This window comes from Streptomyces sp. SID13666 (genome assembly GCF_010548325.1).
GTDB classification, from domain to species: domain Bacteria; phylum Actinomycetota; class Actinomycetes; order Streptomycetales; family Streptomycetaceae; genus Actinacidiphila; species Actinacidiphila fildesensis.
In genome coordinates this window covers 1-16,673 of sequence record NZ_JAAGLX010000061.1, presented here as the reverse complement: position 1 = coordinate 16,673, position 16,673 = coordinate 1, and the positions used below count along the sequence as shown (strand labels likewise).

Here is a 16,673-nt window from a genome sequence, read left to right as displayed (position 1 = left end):
GAGCTGACCCGCGTGGTCATCGACCCCCTCGCGCGCACGCTCATCCGCATGGTCGTCGCACCCGGGGAGCCGCCGGTTCCCGTCGGCCTTGTGGACCGGGTGGATGGCGGCAGGGCTGAGGTGGACACCCAGTGCAGCCCTGGCGACTCTGCTGCCTCCCGTAGCAGCAGGAACCCGGGGTGCGCTCGACCCATGGAGTCGATCTTCGTGTCAGCGTTGACGGTCGGGCAGTGGTTCCCAGGTAGTCCCAGATGATCGAAGAGGCAGCGGGCGAGCAGGACGCGCTTCAACGGGACAGGCTGTTTGGAGAACTCCAGGCGCGGCTGGACATGGCCCGGGACGCGAGAAATCGGGTGCACAGCCTGCTGGAAGCGGTCCTGGATGTCGGCAGGGAACTGGAACTCGACCAGGTGCTGCAGCACATCGTGGAGGCCGCGGTGGCGCTGGTGGATGCCCGGTACGGCGCGTTGGGAGTGATCGGTGAGGGCCAGCGGCTGTCCCAGTTCATCACCGTCGGCCTCGATGAAGCGCAGGAGGCGGCGATTGGAACGCCTCCGCAGGGGCACGGCCTGCTCGGGGAGCTGATCAGCAACCCGGTGCCACTGCGGCTGACCGAGCTGTCCACCCACCCGGCCTCGCTCGGCTTCCCGTCCAACCATCCGCCGATGGACACCTTCCTCGGTGTGCCGATCCGGGTGCGTGGTGAGGTGTTCGGCAACATCTACCTGACGGAGAAGAACGGTGGCGGCCAGTTCGACGCCGAGGACGAGGCTGTCCTGGCGACGCTGGCGGTGGCGGCCGGGGTGGCCATCGACAACGCCTGGCTGTTCAGCCAGGCCCGGCAACGCGAGCGCTGGCTGACCGCCAGCGCCGAGATCACCAGCAACCTGCTCACCGGAGCCGGGCGGGCCGAGGTGCTGCAGTTGCTGGCCGAACGGGCCAGGTCCATCGCCGAAGCTGACTTGGCAGTGATCGCGTTGCCCTTGGGCGCGGGCGAACTGATCGTGGAGGTGGCCGTCGGCGAGGGGGCCGAAGCCCACCAGGGACTGGTGCTGCCGGCGGAGGGTTCCTTGGTCGGGGCCGCTCTGCGCTCCGGGCGGCCGATCATCAGCGCCGCAGTCAACAAGGATGCGAGGATCACTGCCCCACGGGAACGCTGGCAGGGTCTCGGGCCTGCTGTCGCGGTGCGGATGGGGACGGTCGAGGGCGGGGTGCGCGGGGTTCTGGCGCTCGCTCGCACCGAGGGTGGCACCGAGTTCACCGCGGAGGACGGTTGCCCCTTGCTGGGGTTCGCCGGACAGGCCGCGCTGGCGCTGGAACTGGCCGAGCGCCGTCGCGACGCCGAGCAGATGACCCTGTTGCAGGACCGCGACCGAATTGCCCGCGACCTGCACGACCTGGCGATCCAGCGGCTCTTCGCGACCGGTATGACGTTGCAGAGCGCCGAGCGCTTCATCGACCACCCGCAGGCATTGGAGCGGGTCCACCGCGCGGTGGACGACCTGGACGCCACGGTGAAGATCATCCGTTCGACGATCTTCGGCCTGCGCGCCCGCGATGCCGGACCCGGCGGCCATGGCCTGCGTGCCCGCATCGTCGAAACGGTCGAGCGGGCGGTCGCAGCCCTGGGCTGCACACCTGGGCTGCGGATGGAGGGCCTGCTAGACACCGAGGTCCCCGGCGACTTCGTCGAAAGCCTGCTGGCGGTGCTGGGCGAGGCGCTGAGCAACGCGGCCCGCCACGCAAGGCCCGGGCGGTCGAGGTCACCGTCGCGGCGACGCGCACGGACCTCACCCTCACCGTGGTCGATGACGGGGTCGGCATCGCGGAGAGCGCGGCCCGAAGCGGGCTGGCCGATCTCGACGCGCGGGCCCGGCGGTGCGGGGGGGCACTTGCCGTCGCCCCGGGGATCCCGCGCGGAACCCGGCTGGTGTGGCGGGTCCCGATCAAGCGGGACCAAGACTGAAGTGAGCCTAGGTCCCGGGCGGCCTGACTCCAGCGGCACTGCGGTCGTGCCGTGGCATCGAACCTATCGCCGCCTGCCCACCGCCCATGGACGGGCGGCACTGCCCCAGGATGATCACGAAGGATCCGGATGCGTGCCCGCTCGGACGCTCATCAAGGACCCGGTCCACGTGATGGAGGGGCGCACGCTCACGGGCGGTGTGATGTCTGTCGGGCCTCAATGCCCGGGTGCGGCGTCAGGGACAGCCTGGCTTCGGCCAAGGGCTACCGGGGCCCCGAGGAGGTCGGCGGAGGCGTTCCACAGTGCGATGCAGCGCTCGCCGTGGAAGTCCTTGACCACCGAGACCGAAGCGGTGCCGGCGCCCAGCAGGCGGCCGTGGTCTGCCGCGAGGCCCAGCGCCCGTGCTGCCAGGATTCGAGAGAAGTGCCCGTGGGAGACCACCACCACCGGACCTGGCGTGTGCTCGGCGTGCCCGATCAGGAACGCGTCGGCACGCGCGCCGACGCCCCCGGTGCTCTCACCAGCGGGGCATCCGTCGCGCCAGATGTTCCACCCCGGGCGCAGCGTGGAGATCTGCTCATGTGTCAGGCCCTCGTACGTTCCGTAGTCGTACTCGGCGACGAGCGGCTCCACGTTTCCCCGGACACCGGGCATCGCCAGTGCCAAGGTCTGGGCCGCGCGCTCCCGCGGGCTTGCGTAGACCACGGGCTCGCGGCCGGCAAGGACGTGGCCGAGCAGGGGCCGCAGCGCAGCCGCCTCAAGACGACCGTGTTCGGTGAGCGGAAGGTCGGTGGCACCGGTGTGCCGGCCCGACAGCGTCCATGCGGTCTCGCCGTGCCGAACGATGATCAGTTCCACGTCGATTCCCCACCCGTCCCCGCAGCACGCCCGCCCCGGGTCCCTTGCCGGGCAGCGGGCATGCCAATTCGATTGATGGCTCCGGGGATTGGGGGCTGCCATCGGTGACTGGATGCCATGGACGTCATCAGCTCCTCGGGATTCATCCAGCGGTCGGTACGTGGATGCCGCCGGGAGTCTGGGGCGACGCGAGCGCCTGCCCGCGGGGAACCCGGACAGGAAGATCAACTCTCTTGTCAGTCTACGCTCGTGGAGCGCAGACAGGGGTGAGGACCGGTGGTCCTCCTCTCAGTGGTGGCTTTCACCGCGGCCGGTGGCCGGTGAATCCCGGCCACCGGTGTCCATGTCCATGTCGGCATGCTCCTTCTGGGGGGCGCCGCCCATCATCGCGAGCATGGCCCGTCCGCCGGTACGGATGAAGCGGAGCACCAGGGCGGCGGCCAGGAGCAGGAAGACGATGTTGAGCCAGGTGGTGTAGTTCCAGCTCACGCCCTGGGTCGGGAGCGTTGCCCGGGCCTGGTCGGGGACCAGTCCCAGGCCGCCGAACGTGAACTCCACGATGTATCCGGCGATGACCATCGCGGTGTAGAAGGTCGTGGCGAGGAAGAAGGTCATCCGCCACCCGTAGTACTTCTTGTAGATGGCCAGGATCGGCAGGATCAGCAGGTCGGCGAAGATGAAGGCGACGACGCCGCCGAAGCTGATGCCGCCCTTCCACAGCACTACGGCCAGGGGCACGTTGCCGATCGAGCACACGAACGAGAGCATGGCGACCAGAGGTCCCACCAGCGGTCCCCAGATCTTGGACGCCAGGGGATGGCCGGTGAAGAAGAAGGTGTGCCAGAAGGAGTCGGGGACCCAGGCGGCGACGGCCCCGGCGATGAGCAGGCCGATGACCAGGTCGCGCAGGATCGCGGCCCACTCCATCACGAACACGTGCGCCACCGAGGTGTATCCCTGCGTTGAGAACAGGCGCCGGGTGAAGGTGCCCTCGCGCTGGACGGACATGTCCATCGCCGCATGGCCCTCCATCGAGCCCGCCGCTCCGCGTTCGGCCTGTTCACGTGCTTCGCGTAGGAGCTTGTCGCGCAGCAGTACCCGGAAGAGCACGGCCAGGACCACGATCATGATCGGGCCGCCGACGAACTCGGCGGCGGTGAACTGCCAGCCCATCAGCAGGGTCAGGATCACGCCGAGTTCGATGACCAGGTTGGTGGAGGCGATCTCGAAGGCCATCGCGGCGGTGAAGTTCGCGCCCTTGCGGAACAGTGAACGGGCCAGAGCGACGGCCGCGTAGGAGCACGAGGAGGACGCCGCGCCGAGCAGCGAGGCCAGGGCCAGCGTCCTTGGCCGGTCATCGCCCAGCAGCCGGATGATCGTGGACCTTCGCACCACCGCCTGTACCACCGCGGACAGGGCGAAGCCCAGGATCAGCGCCCAGGTGATCTCCCAGGCCATCGAGCCGGTGAGCGAGAGCGCGTGCAGGATCGCGTGCATGTTCTCCCCTGGTGGCGGATGGGTTGTGCGCGGATTCGGGAAGCGGCTCGGCCGCGCGCCTCAGTGTGCTCGCGAAGGGTCCTCGGCTTCGTGCTGCTGATCGGCTGCCCAGGTCCGCCGCGGTGGAACGCGACCGGCGGCCTGACGTGGTTCAGGCAGCTGTGGCGCGGCTGGTACGGCCGCGCGGCAGGGCGAGTGGCCGGTCACCGTCAGCGGTTCGCCGTGGTGGCTGATCTCCAGGTCGGAGCCTTCCAGGAGGGTGTAGGTGGCGTCCTGGTGGGTGATGTCCACCCGGATGCAGCGTTGCTGGAACTGCACGGCGAAGGCCAGGCGGGTCAACTGCTCGGGCAGGCGCGGGGCGAAGGCGAGTGCGTTGTTCTGGTGCCGCATCCCGCCGAAGCCGGTCACCAGGGCGATCCAGGTCCCGGCAAGTGAGGCGAGGTGGATGCCGTCGCGGGTGTTGTGCTCCAGGTCCGCCAGGTCCATCAGCGCCGCCTCGCCGAGGTAGTCGTAGGCCAGGCGCAGGTGGCCGACCTCGGCGGCCAGGACAGCCTGGCTGCTGGCGGACAGGGAGGAGTCCCGCACCGTGACCGCCTCGTAGTAGGCGAAGTTGGCGGCCTTCTGCTGCGCGGTGAACAGGTCGCCGCGCTGCTGCATGGCGAAGACGAGGTCGGCCTGCTTGCTGACCTGCTTGCGGTACAGGTCGAAGTAGGGGAAGTGCAGCATCAGCGGGTAGGACTGCGCTGCGGTCGCGGCGAAGTCCCACACCTGGTGGGTGGTGAAACCGACCGACTGCTCGTGCACGCCCAGCACCGCGTTGAAGGGCATCGCGATCCGGGCCGCGGCGTCGCGCCAGGCAGCAGTCTCCTCATCGTCCACCCCGAGCGAGAGTGCCGCCTGGCGGTGGCGCGAGACCGCGTCGGCGGCGGCCACCAGGTTCTGCTGGGCCATCACGTTGGTGTAGATGTTGTCGTCGGCGACCGCGCTGTACTCGTCCGGACCGGTCACCCCGTCCAGGTGGAACACCCCCGCATCGTCGTGGTAGCCCAGGGAGCGCCACAACCGGGCGGTGTGCACCAGCAGTTCCAGGCCGACCTCACGTTCGAAGGCCACGTCGCCGGTAGCCGAGGTGTAGCGCACCACCGCGTCGGCGATGTCGGCGTTGACATGGAAGGCCGCCGTCCCGGCCGGCCAGTACGCCGAGCACTCATCCCCGTTGATCGTCCGCCAGGGAAACGCGGCCCCCGCCAGCCCGAGCTTGGCCGCCCGGGCCAGCGCCGCCGGAAGGGTGGCGTGGCGCCAGCGCAGCGCCTGGCCCACCGCCGCCGGCGCCGTATGGACCAGCATGGGAACCACGTACGCCTCGGTGTCCCAGAAGCAGTGCCCGTCGTACCCGGACCCGGTCAGACCCTTGGCCGGTATCGCCCGCTCCTCGGCGCAGGCCGCCGCCTGCAGGACGTGGAACAGCGCGAACCGCACCGCCTGCTGAATCTCGGCATCGCCCTCCACCTCCACGTCCGCATGAGCCCAGAAATCGTCCAGGTACGCGCGCTGCCCCGCCAGCAACCCCGCCCACCCGATCTCCGCGGCGCCCGCCAGCGCCGCGTCGACCTGGTCCCGCACCGCGGGCAGCGACCGGGCACCGGACCACCCGTGCGCCACGGTCTTCACCACCCGCAGACACTCACCCGGCGCAAGCTGCGAGGTCACCGTCAGGCGGCTCACGTCCGGACCGCTCTCCGCCGCCGCCGATGTACCCGCCGGGCCGTCGATGAGGTGATCGGCTGCCACCGCGACCCGCGACCCGCTGCGCTCCGTGCGGTGCACCAGCCGCAGCCTGCTGCCGCGTGCGAAGTCGTCCTCCGCCACCAGCACCGAGTCAAGCACCGCCGCTACCCTGGGGTCGCCTCCCTGCGGCGGCAGTTGCTCGTTGGCGACCAGCTCGGACTGCAGCACGACCTGTACCTGCCGGTCGACCGCCTCGACCTCGTAGGCGATCGAGGCGATCGCGCGCTGGGTGAGCGAGACCAGCCGGGTCGAGTGGATCCGCACGGTGCAGCCCGAGGGCGTGGTCCACAGGACGCTCCGCTCCAGCACCCCGGCGCGGAAGTCCAGCACGCGCTCGTGGCTGTGCAGGGTTCCGTAGCGCAGGTCCAGCGGCTCGCCGTCGACCAGCAGCCGCATCACCTTGCCGTTGGTCACATTGATGATCGTCTGGCCGGACTCCGGGTAGCTGAACCCGGCCTCCGCGTACGGCAGCGGGCGGAACTCGAAGACGCCGTTGAGATAGGTCCCCGGCAGGCCGTGCGGCTCGCCCTCGTCCAGGTTGCCCCGCCAGCCCACATGGCCGTTGGACAACGCGAACAGCGACTCGCTCTGCGCGAGCACCTCCAGATCCAGATCACACTCGCGCAGACACCACGGATCGACAGCGAAAGCGGGATGGGCGATCACCTGCCCGGACCAAGCGCTCGGACCGCACAGGCCGGCGGCGTGGCTCGACAGAACACAACATGCCCCGCGGGGGGTCCCGCACCCGGAACCTCAGCTGCGTGCGACTGCCGCCCCTGCCCAGGTGCCCGATCACGGGCACTGCCCGCCAAGCGGGCCCACCGATACACCCTCGCTGCTGCTCGGACCGGCTTGCTCATCGGTGCGCCCCAGATACGCTCGCGCCCGACATTCTGCCGGACTGTGGCCGCGTCGGGGTCCAGGACGCTGATTGAGCCCACTCTAGGCCGAAGCCGCCCCCACAGCGAGAAGTAGCCGTACCCCTCCAGGCGCCCCCGGGGGACAGAGGAGCACGCGCCCGACGACCACGGGATCCAACCGTCCCGGCCGAACCCGCTCCGTGCTGGTTGGCGGCTCTGACGCACCCCGGAGCGGTTCAGTCCGCAACGGCCTGCGGACGCCGTCCACCTGCGGCGGGGTGCTGCCCGACTACCCCGGCCCGGCCTTGGGGACCATCGGAACAGCCATTAGCGCTAAGCCGGTGATCTTGGTCCCTGGGCCGTCGCCCGCGCGTCACCGCTCTCAGTCCTCATCCCCCGCTGTCGTCTCGCTGACGAGCCGGAGGGCGGGGCGCGGCGGGGCGAACTCGCCGAGTTCCAGTGCTGCCTCGCGCCAGTTCGCGGCGAGCTGGAGCAGCCGTTCGCTGTCGTGGCGGTAGCCGGGCGGCGGGGTGTTCGGGACGGCCGGCCAGAGGATGGTGGCGGCGAACCGGAGCCCGTGCATGGCGGCGGTCGCGTGAGCGTCGATGCTCCCGCCTTCCAGGCGCCGCAGCATGTCGAGCCGGGCGGCGGCGGCGAGGAGTTCGTCGTACACCTTCGCGTATTCCTGCGCGCGAACGGTGGCGAGGTCATCCACGTCGGGTGCCTGCGGCGTTCGGGTGGGGCTGGGCCTGGAGCCGTTCGCGCAGATCGATCTCTTCGGGGGTGAGCGGGTCCCCGGACCGGCGGATGCGGACGGGCTTGGGCCGCAGCGGCAGGCCATCGTCCGCGGCGAGCGCCCGGTACAGCGAGGCGACCGAGGGGGACTTGCCCGCGTTCTTCCCGACCTTGATGGTGAGCTTCTTCGCGATCTCCGGGACAGGGACGCCCTTGTCCTTCAGGGCGACGGCGAAGGTGAGCATGTCGTCGTCGATGACCTTCGGCCGCCCGCCGTGGTTGCCCTTGGACGCGGCGATGACCTGGCCCTCCAGGGTCTTCTCCCGGATGTAGTTGCGCTCGATCTGCCCGGCGACGGCGAGCACGGCGAAGAACATCGCGCCCATGCCGTTGGGGTCGTAGATCCCGGTGAGCGGCCCGGTGAGGAGTTCGAGCTGGATGCCGCCGGCCTGGAGCTCGGCGGACAGCGTCATCAGCTCGGCCGCGTTCCTGGCCAGACGCTTCAGCTCGTGCACCGTGAAGATGACCGGCGTCTCGGGTGCGGCTTCCTTGAACTGGTGGGCCAGCGCGAGCGCCTTCTCCAGCTCGGGCCGGACCTTGACCCTGGTGCTGATCTGCTCCTTGAAGACCTTGTGGCACTCGGCCCGGTGAAGGGCTTCGAGTTGACTCGCCAGCTCCTGCCGGGCGGTCGACGTCCTCGCGTACCCGATGCGGACCGGCCGCTCGGTGCGGGGCGCGGGCACGATCGCGAGCGCGGGGCCCTGCTTCCACGCGCGGCCGGGAGCGCGGTCGGCGGGGACGGGGATCTCCAGTTCCTCGCGGAGGGCGGGGACGAGGACGAAGCGCGGGGTGTGGTACTTCGCGGCGGTCTTCCCGCCCCGGGTGCGGCAGGCGCTGCCGGCGGGCGCGTCACAGTTCGGGCAGTCGTGACGTTCTACCGCAAGTGCGGCCTGATCGGGCGTCAAATCCATGGAGGGAGTCTCTCAGAAGTGCCTCGCACAACATGCCGGTTTCGAGAGGACTTTTGCCAACGGCGACCTGCGGAAATGTGATCACCCGGGAGGGGCTCGCAGAACTCTCACAGATGGTCATTTGTGAGAACCGATCCGGTTCTGCGTCACGATCATGGCCACGATGTCGGTGAGAGACCGACGAACTGCCCTTCGCGGACCTGGCCGACGACACGGAGCGCCTGGCCAACCGCCGCGCCGCCGACGAAGGGCACCCAGTTCCTCGTCCGGGAGGGGAAGCTCGCCAGGTGAGCCGGCCGCTGGGCCGCAGGCTTCGCGCCCGCCTCGCACCCCTCACGTCGCAAGTCGGGAGCACAGGCCCGAACGCCCGGATCAGACGTTGCGACGTCCACCCGGTGCCCACGGGTGGCCTCGGGTCGCGGCTTGTCGGGTGCCGACGTAGACAGGGTGCATGAGCAAGAAGAAGGAGACCTGGCATCCGGGCGAGTTCGTGCCCGCCAGCGGGATCTACGTATGCGACTGCGGCGGCGGGCACCACTGGAGTACGGACGTGAAGGGGCACCGTTTCCCGCCGCTGCCGAGCGACTGCACTGGTGAGTCCTGGGCACTGAAGACCCAGGCTCATCCGGAGTTCCTCCCCTGACACCGCTCAGCAGGCGGGCCGACTTGCCCGATGTGCCCGTCTCAGGGTTTGGCAGTCCATGATCGGCGAGAGCACGTCTTTCACGATCGGAACCAAGATCTCTCTCCCCCCCCCGGGGCCGTGTCAGCGGTGAGCTGACCCAGGTGGTTATCGATCCTCTGGCGCGCCCGCTCGCTCACCCATCTGGTCGTCGAAGCCGCACGCCGGGGCGGCTGGTGTCCGTCGGCCTGTTGGATCCGGCCGTCGCATCGATCCGGCTGCGCTGCAGCACCGCGTGTGCACGGACTTCGTAGCGCTCCATGACGCCGAGCAGACGCAGTTCCTGCCCGGCTGTGAGAACAAGTGGGGTTTCCAGAGCGGCCAGGTACTCGCCTGGCTGTGTACAAGGAGGAGTTTCGATGAGCAGCGAGACATCGTCGGTTCCGCGGATCGTGGTGGGCGTCGACGGCTCCGAGTCGTCGAAGGCGGCGTTGTTGTGGGCGGTCCACCAGGCCGAGCTGACCGGTGGCGCGGTAGAGGCGGTCATCGCCTGGGAGCGTCCGCTCGCCTGGTACGCCTTGGCGGCTCCCGGAAGCGGGTCGTACGACTTCGGAGGACTCGCGGGCGGATACCTGGGCCGGGTGATCGACTCGGCCATCGGCCCGGACCGGCAGGTCGAGATTCGCCCCAGAACGCTGGAGGGACACCCAGCGGCCGTGCTGCTGGACGCCGCCCGTGGGGCCCGGCTGCTGGTGGTGGGCGGCCGCGGGCACGGCGGATTCGGCGAGGCCGTGCTGGGATCGGTCAGCCAGCACTGCGTTCAGCATGCCCCATGCCCCGTCGTGGTGGTTCGCGGACACGAGGGGTGACAGCGGAGTGACAAATGGTGGCGATCCCTACGCTAGCCAGCATGAACCAGGACGGACAGGAAGCCGGCGCCGCCGTACACCAAGGCGGCGGGCCGTATCACCCCAAGACCGAGCGCCATCAGCGTCGGGGCCGTGGCCGGCTGAGGCTGCGTGACGCCTCGGCCATGGCCATCGGGGGAATGATCGGCGGCGGGATCTTCTCGGTGCTGGGGGTGACCATCCAACTCGCGGGCCACCTCGCGTTCATGTGCTTCGTGCTCGCGGGTCTGCTGGCGCTTGTCACCGCGCACAGCTACGCGGGGCTCGCCCGGCGCTCGGGACGCTCAGGCGGCCCGTACGCCTACCTGTGCGAGGCCGGGCACCCCCGCTTCGCGGCGATCACGAGCTGGTACCTCATCTTCGGCTACGTCCTCGCCCTGGCCGTCTATGCCTTCACCTTCGGCCACTACATCGCCCAGGCCATCGGAACCGGCGACGTCGTCGCCCGGGCCGCGTCCGTCGTCGTCCTCGGGGCGTTCCTGGCGATCAATGTTCGGGGCATCGGCGCGTCGCGCCTCACCGAGGACTCCGTGGTGCTGGCCAAACTCGTCATCCTCGCGGTCATCGCCGGTATCGGGCTGTTCGCGTGGTCGCCGCACCGGCTCAGCCCACTCGCCGACACCGGCTACCTGGGCGTGTTCGTGGGGGCCGCCTCGATCTTCATCGCCTATGAGGGCTTCGAGCTGCTCTCCTACGACTACGACGCCATGGAACAGCCCGCCCGGACGCTGCCCAGGGCGCTCTATCTGTCGGTGCTTGTGGTCATCGCCGTCTACGTGGCCGTGACGCTGAGTTCGCAGATGCTGGTCTCGGACTCGCTGATCGTCTCCCAGCGCGAGGTGGCCTTCGCGGCCGTGGGCCAGGAGGCACTCGGCACGTTCGGACGTTGGCTGGCGACCGGGGCCGCTGTGCTGGCCACCTCGTCGGCCGTCAACGCCACCCTGTTCTCCACCGCCCGGCTCGTCCGCGACCTCAGCGACGCCCGTGAACTGCCGCCCTTCCTGGGCCGGACACCTGCCGGGGTGCCGGCCAACGCCATGTGGATGCTCACCCTGCTCGGCGCCGTTTTCGCCATGCTGCCCGGCATCAACGAACTCCTGACCTTCGCCTCGGCCACCTTCCTCGGCGTCTTCGGCCTCATCAACCACCTCCACGCCCGCACCACCGACCGCACTCGGGAGCGGGTGCTCGGACACCTAGGGGCAACCGCATGCGCCATCGCCATCATCGTGCTCCTCGCCAAGCTCGCCCTCCACGAACCCACCACCCTGGCGCTCATCGCCGGCTGCGTCCTCGGCGTGGGCGCACTGCGACTGCTCTTCGCACGAAACCGGTCCACCGCACCACACCAGCACTGACACCCGAACACAATGCCGCCGTGCGCCTGCAGCCGATGCGGTGAACGTACGGACCAATGCCCGCTGGAGAAGACATGCCGGAAAGCGGCCGGAACAGGCAGGACGCCACCTGCAGGCCATGGGTGCGCTCCCGGACAACCAAGCCCCTCCGTCATCGAACTGCACCTGCCCGCCGTCACCCGGGTTACCGCTTCCGGCGCCGTGGAGCCGCTGAGCCAGCGCCGACGAACTGGACGGGGCACTGACGGTGCGGTGATCAGCTCACCCACTCGTAGCCGTCTTCCTCGTCCCACGCGGGCCCCTGGTCATCGCCGCTGAGCAGGTCGTTGATCTCGTCCTCGGTGAGCTCGACGTCGTCCATGACCCTCATGAGGTGACCCCCGTGGTGACTCTGCTGGTCTATTCACGGTGCGGCCCGCGTGATCTTCCGATGGCTGGGAGAGTGGGGTGGACGCTGATTCGCGGGGAACCGATGGGGTGGTCCGTGATGTCGTTGTGGCCCAGGTCCGGTTAATGAGATTCCCGAGATGACGGCGCGGGTCGCCCGGGCCGCGTTCCCCCAGGGCTCGTTGGCCATCCGAATTCGTGATGCGCTGGGCGAGGTCTTCGCCGACGAGCAGTTCAGCGATCTGTTCGCGGCCCGGGGACATCCCTCCACGTCGCCGGCACGGCTGGTCATGGTGCTGCTCCTGCAGTTCGCGGAGGGGCTGACGGACCGCCAGGCCGCAGAGGCCGTCCGCGGACGTGTGGACTGGAAGTTCTTGCTCGGCCTGCCGCTGGAGGACCCGGGCTTCGACGCCTCGGTCCTCAGCGAGTTCCGCACCCGACTAATCGGCCAAGGCCAGGCCGACCGTCTGTTGACCGTGATGCTCGAGCACCTGCGCGAGCACCGGCTGCTGGAGCGCGGCGGACGGCAACGCACCGATGCCACCCATGTGCACGGCGCGATCCGGATGCTCCACCGCCTGGAACTGGCGATGGAGACGATGCGGGCCGCCCTGGAGACCTTGGCGGTCGCCACCCCGGTCTGGCTGGTCGAACACGCTCCGGCCGCTTGGTGGGACCGCTATGCCCGACGCGCGGACGATTTCCGGCTGCCCCAGTCCGATACCGCACGACGTGCCCTGGCCGCCACGGTCGGCGCCGACGGCTACCGGCTCCTGGACGCAGTCCATCATCCCGCCACCCCGGCCTGGCTGCGGGAACTTCCCACGCTGCGGGTCCTGCGCCAGCTCTGGGTCCAGCAGTACTACCGCGACGCCGGTGGCCACCGCTGGCGGGACAAGGTCGATCTGCCGCCCGGTGCGGTCGCGATCGGCAGCCCGTACGACACCGACGCCCGCTACGGCATCAAGCGCGGCATGGGCTGGCGCGGTTACAAAGGTCACTTCACCGAGGTCTGCGAGCCGGACCGGCCGCACATGATCGTGCATGTCGCCACCACCGCGGCCACCGTGAGCGACGTAGAGACCGTCACCGCCCGACACAACGACCTCGCCGCCGCCGATCTGCTGCCCGACCAGGAGCTGGTGGACGCCGCCTACGTCAGCGTCGACCACATCCTGGATGCCGACGCAGACCACGGCATCGATCTGGTCGGACCGCTGCCGCCGGACTTCTCCTGGCAGACCCGCACCCCGGACGCCTTCGACCTGGCCCGGTTCACCGTCGACTTCGACCAGCGCCACGTCACCTGCCCGACCGGCGCCGTCAGCCGCAACTGGCGCGAGTCGATCAGCGCCGACGGCCTGCCGACCGTCCAGGTCACCTTCCGCCAGCCGGACTGCACACCCTGCCCGCAGCGCGCCCGCTGCACCCGCTCGACGGTCAACGCCCGCTCCTTGACATTCCGTCCCCGCCAGCAGTTCGAGGCCCAGCAACGACTCCGCGCCGAGCAGGCCACCGACGCCTGGCGCGAGCAGTACGCCCTGCGTGCGGGCATCGAGGGCACGATGGCCCAGGCATCCAGACGCTGCGACGTCCACCACGCCCGCTACAAAGGACTCGCCAAGACCCACCTGCAACACGTACTCACCGCGATGGCTCTCAACCTCGTCCGCATCGACGCCTGGCTCACCGGCACCCCGCTCGGCGGTAGCTGGACCTCCCGCCTCAGCACACTCCGCCTCTCACTCACGCCACCGTGAATAGACCAGCAGAGTCACTCCGGGGGTCACCTCAAGAACTACCATGGTGGCGGCGTGTGGCTGCCGCTGGGGTTCGGGGAAAAGCACTGGGCGGACCGGGGCTCTGGCTACCGTCCGATCGTGCAGCGTCCAGGTCGCGGGTTCTCCAGAGCACCACCGCATTGACGACCAGGCCCAGGGCGGCACGCGGCCGGTGCCGTCGGCGGAGAACCGGACATGGCATGAACCTCAGCCTCGCAGGACCAGGGAGCGCTCAGAAGCCGCTGGCGCGACCCGCCGTCGGACTGGCCGCGGCGCCGCCCCCGCCAAGCGGCCCAGCCGCCTGCTTCACGGCAGATGTGCCCGAACCCGTCGGCCGATGCGCACCGCACCGGCGGCGATCACGGACGGAAGTCTCGTCGGGTTGGACAGTCGACTGGGCCGCCGACGCTCGTTCAGGCGACCGCCTGGGATTTCCAAGAAAGAAGATCTTGAAATGCCTCGGAAAATTCCCGCATTGCCCGCTCGCCCCGGTGGGAGGTGACAGTCTCGAAGTACCAGGTACTTTCGGTCTCGGCGACCTTCGCCCGTATTCCCCACGTCAGGATGATGCGCCCGCCTGAACGCTGCGCGGAGATTTTCAGTCCTTCTTCACTGGACTGCCAGGTGCGAGGTTCGTTCCACGGGCTCGATTCGTCGGCCAGGGACGAGAAGAACTCGATCAGCCCGTCCCCGTCGAGTGTCCGAACCATCTCACTGACGTCCACCCACGCACCCTTAACCCGTATGGGCATGTCCAGCGCAGGGTCGTTTCCGTACGGCCGAGTCGGCGCGGAGAACAGCAAGTGGACCCCTTGTCCGGGGTTACCTACGCGAACGACCGGTCCACTATGTGTGTCGTACATGATCATTGGTACATTCTATAATCTTCCTCTCCTCTCCGAAGAGTGATACTGCCCACGCAAGGGCGCCTGGGGCAGGCGGCGCCTGCAGCAACCCTGAAATCGTAGGCGCGCGCTACAAGGCTTCGCCCCCGTAGGCTGGAGCATCCTTGGCCTACCCGGCGAATGGTCCAGCACTTCTTGCGCGGCAGGTTCGACGCAGGCCCCACTCCCAGCGGACAGGCCCGACAGCCGGGTTCCGACCTACGGGAATCGACCCACGACGCGTGCCCGCGGGGCGGCCGACAACCTGCTCTCGTCCAGCGTCTGCGCCCTCTTTACGAACCACGAGTGATCTTCCATGGCCGCGCCTTCCCAGGCCGCGTGCAAGCCGCCGCTCGCGACCCTGGCGGGCGAGGCCCAGCATGAGGACGGAGAGCGTCGTGGCCTACGAGCTGAACGGACGCGAAGCCTTTGTGGCCATGTCACGATTCGCGTGGCAGCTCGCGAAGCGCGCCGGTGACGACCTTCTCACGCTCATGGGAGACTTCAGCATTCAGTCAGACGGCCGGACGAACGATCCCGCTGCCTGGGAAGACTGGATGAGCGGTGGGCGTTCAGTCGCAGGATCCGGCAGGTGGGTCAGCGGGATAGGAGCCCGCGACGCGGGCCGCAGCATCGCGGCGACGAGGGCGGCCCGGGCCGCCCTCGGACAAGATCACGATCTGCAACTGCGCTCACGAACGGGCTGCTCGCACTCCGGCTCACGGCTTGCCCGCGGAGTCAAGATCGTCATGCGGCAACCCGGAAGGCCGGCGGGATACAGCACGTGGGTGACCAATTCAGTCACCTGACCGTCGAAAAACGGGAGCGCCATCTGGAGTACGTGGCCGTCATAATGGTCGGCGAATTCGGATGCGCCACGGTTCCACAGGTCGCGTACGTCGGGGTTTTCACGGGTGTCGATGATGAGCTGTTGGAGGTCTGGGTCGAGGGGACGGTCAACGGCCGAGTCGCGGAGCATGCGGACACACACCTCCGCGTCGGCCTCCCAGTTCAGGTGCTGGTCCCGCGACTCAGCGCTGAGGAGCAGCCACCGCATGAGGTTGGCGCCGGGCACGGTTGACCACGGGAACAGCGCGGCCATCGGCGCGTTGACACCGAGTACGTTCCACGCAGCATCGACGACGTAGGCGGGGAAGAGCTGCTGGTCCAGCAGGAGGCGCCGTTCGTCGCTGACACGCGGTGGCTCCAGGGCCTCCGGGTCGGAGTGGCCCCCTCCGTTGCTGACGAGGAACAGCGCACGCCGCTGGACGCGGTCGAGGCCGAACAACGTGCCGATGGTGTCGACTTCTCGGCGGGTGAGGGTCCGGGTGATCGCTCCGCCCTCCAGGTCCCGGTACCAGCGCTCGCTCCTGCCCAGGGCGGCGGCGACGTCTCGCTGGAGGACCGGGCGGCCGAGCGCGGCGGTGGCGGCGGCCCGGAAGGCGCGCAGCAGGGCGCCGAGCCCGGCAGTTGTTCCTTCATCGCCGGAATCCTTCATGCCTCTGTACACGCCTTTCATCGAACCTTCGTCTGCATTTTTGCTGATCCGGCGAGATTATATCCGGACCAAATCATGTGGCCTCTCCGTCAATGCCGGATAGTTGCTGTTCGCTGCATCACATTACAGATCGATGGACGGACGGCGCGACCGGCAGAAAATTTCCGGTTTCCGAGCGTGGGCGCCAGGCGACCGGCAGAAGATTGCCGGTCACCAATTTTTGCACCGACTTGTCCTTTCGGAACGCCGAGAGACCTGCGTAGCCGCATTGCGCCCGGTTCGCGAAGTCCGTTAATACGTTGGAGAGTTGGGCACAGCGGAGCCTTTCCGACTTGCGCGCGCACAAGCCTTCGTCACTTCGCCGTGATCTTTCGGGTGCATTGACGAGAGATCTAAACCAAGCCCAAGATCTATCCGTCCACACAACGGGCAGGGTCCTTCGCAAGATCGTGATCGGTCCGGTTTTGTCAGGTGAGGCCGAGGGTCTGGACGGGGCGGCGGTAGTCGCGGGCGGTGTGTCGTAGGGCGGCGGCGATGTTGGTGTGGCCGTCCTGGCG

At 68.9% G+C, this 16,673-nt stretch carries 11 protein-coding genes and 1 pseudogene; 5 read left to right on the top strand and 7 right to left on the bottom strand.

Annotated elements, in window-relative coordinates; all coding sequences use genetic code 11:
- Positions 1 to 251: 251 nt before the first annotated feature.
- A pseudogene (locus G3I60_RS39645) lies at positions 252 to 1,966 on the top strand (GAF domain-containing sensor histidine kinase).
- A gap of 216 nt (positions 1,967 to 2,182) precedes the next feature.
- Here G3I60_RS39645 and G3I60_RS39640 read toward each other — a convergent pair.
- The 5 genes from G3I60_RS39640 to G3I60_RS39620 all read right to left on the bottom strand — a co-directional run bounded on the left by G3I60_RS39640 (position 2,183) and on the right by G3I60_RS39620 (position 8,678).
- On the bottom strand, positions 2,183 to 2,926 hold the full coding sequence (locus G3I60_RS39640; RefSeq protein ID WP_164608375.1) for a histidine phosphatase family protein: 744 nt from the start codon (positions 2,924 to 2,926) through the stop codon (positions 2,183 to 2,185).
- 186 nt (positions 2,927 to 3,112) lie between these two features.
- A complete protein-coding gene (locus G3I60_RS39635) occupies positions 3,113 to 4,321 on the bottom strand; it encodes a permease (protein WP_164608374.1) in 1,209 nt (402 codons plus the stop codon).
- 60 nt (positions 4,322 to 4,381) lie between these two features.
- On the bottom strand, positions 4,382 to 6,775 hold the full coding sequence (locus G3I60_RS39630; RefSeq protein ID WP_164608373.1) for a glycoside hydrolase family 65 protein: 2,394 nt from the start codon (positions 6,773 to 6,775) through the stop codon (positions 4,382 to 4,384).
- Between the two features lie 579 nt (positions 6,776 to 7,354).
- Positions 7,355 to 7,687, bottom strand: a complete 333-nt coding sequence (locus tag G3I60_RS39625; RefSeq protein ID WP_164608372.1) for a hypothetical protein — start codon at positions 7,685 to 7,687, stop codon at positions 7,355 to 7,357.
- Positions 7,680 to 8,678, bottom strand: coding sequence for a recombinase family protein (locus G3I60_RS39620; protein ID WP_164608371.1), 999 nt, complete (start codon positions 8,676 to 8,678; stop codon positions 7,680 to 7,682). The genes G3I60_RS39625 and G3I60_RS39620 overlap by 8 nt, the downstream gene beginning before the upstream one ends.
- 451 nt (positions 8,679 to 9,129) lie before the next feature.
- Here G3I60_RS39620 and G3I60_RS39615 point away from each other — a divergent pair, with 451 nt between their 5' ends.
- From G3I60_RS39615 to G3I60_RS39600, 4 genes are all read left to right on the top strand, one after another.
- A complete protein-coding gene (locus tag G3I60_RS39615; protein ID WP_164608370.1) occupies positions 9,130 to 9,321 on the top strand; it encodes a hypothetical protein in 192 nt (63 codons plus the stop codon).
- Between the two features lie 398 nt (positions 9,322 to 9,719).
- Positions 9,720 to 10,169, top strand: a complete 450-nt coding sequence (locus tag G3I60_RS39610; protein WP_164608369.1) for a universal stress protein — start codon at positions 9,720 to 9,722, stop codon at positions 10,167 to 10,169.
- A 41-nt stretch (positions 10,170 to 10,210) separates the two neighbouring features.
- Positions 10,211 to 11,566 (top strand): APC family permease, encoded by a 1,356-nt coding sequence (locus tag G3I60_RS39605; protein ID WP_164608368.1) that lies wholly within the window; start codon positions 10,211 to 10,213, stop codon positions 11,564 to 11,566.
- Between the two features lie 527 nt (positions 11,567 to 12,093).
- Positions 12,094 to 13,713, top strand: a complete 1,620-nt coding sequence (locus G3I60_RS39600; protein ID WP_164608367.1) for an IS1182 family transposase — start codon at positions 12,094 to 12,096, stop codon at positions 13,711 to 13,713.
- 434 nt (positions 13,714 to 14,147) lie between these two features.
- Here the strand turns inward: G3I60_RS39600 and G3I60_RS39595 are convergent, their stop codons facing one another.
- Together G3I60_RS39595 and G3I60_RS39590 are read right to left on the bottom strand one after the other, a co-directional pair.
- A complete protein-coding gene (locus tag G3I60_RS39595; RefSeq protein ID WP_239070849.1) occupies positions 14,148 to 14,597 on the bottom strand; it encodes a DUF6228 family protein in 450 nt (149 codons plus the stop codon).
- Positions 14,598 to 15,291: 694 nt separating this feature from the next.
- Entirely contained in the window at positions 15,292 to 16,116 is an 825-nt protein-coding gene (locus tag G3I60_RS39590; RefSeq protein ID WP_239070838.1) for a helix-turn-helix transcriptional regulator, read from the bottom strand.
- Between the last annotated feature and the right edge of the window lie 557 nt (positions 16,117 to 16,673).

Excerpts from the sequence above, each read along its gene's own strand:
- G3I60_RS39640 (WP_164608375.1), bottom strand. The coding sequence starts at position 2,926 with ATGGCAGCCCCCAATCCCCGGAGCCATCAATCGAATTGGCATGCCCGC.
- G3I60_RS39635 (WP_164608374.1), bottom strand. The coding sequence starts at position 4,321 with ATGCACGCGATCCTGCACGCGCTCTCGCTCACCGGCTCGATGGCCTGG.
- G3I60_RS39620 (WP_164608371.1), bottom strand. The coding sequence starts at position 8,678 with ATGGATTTGACGCCCGATCAGGCCGCACTTGCGGTAGAACGTCACGAC.
- G3I60_RS39615 (WP_164608370.1), top strand. The coding sequence starts at position 9,130 with ATGAGCAAGAAGAAGGAGACCTGGCATCCGGGCGAGTTCGTGCCCGCC.
- G3I60_RS39610 (WP_164608369.1), top strand. The coding sequence starts at position 9,720 with ATGAGCAGCGAGACATCGTCGGTTCCGCGGATCGTGGTGGGCGTCGAC.
- G3I60_RS39605 (WP_164608368.1), top strand. The coding sequence starts at position 10,211 with ATGAACCAGGACGGACAGGAAGCCGGCGCCGCCGTACACCAAGGCGGC.
- G3I60_RS39600 (WP_164608367.1), top strand. The coding sequence starts at position 12,094 with ATGACGGCGCGGGTCGCCCGGGCCGCGTTCCCCCAGGGCTCGTTGGCC.
- G3I60_RS39595 (WP_239070849.1), bottom strand. The coding sequence starts at position 14,597 with ATGTACGACACACATAGTGGACCGGTCGTTCGCGTAGGTAACCCCGGA.
- G3I60_RS39590 (WP_239070838.1), bottom strand. The coding sequence starts at position 16,116 with ATGAAGGATTCCGGCGATGAAGGAACAACTGCCGGGCTCGGCGCCCTG.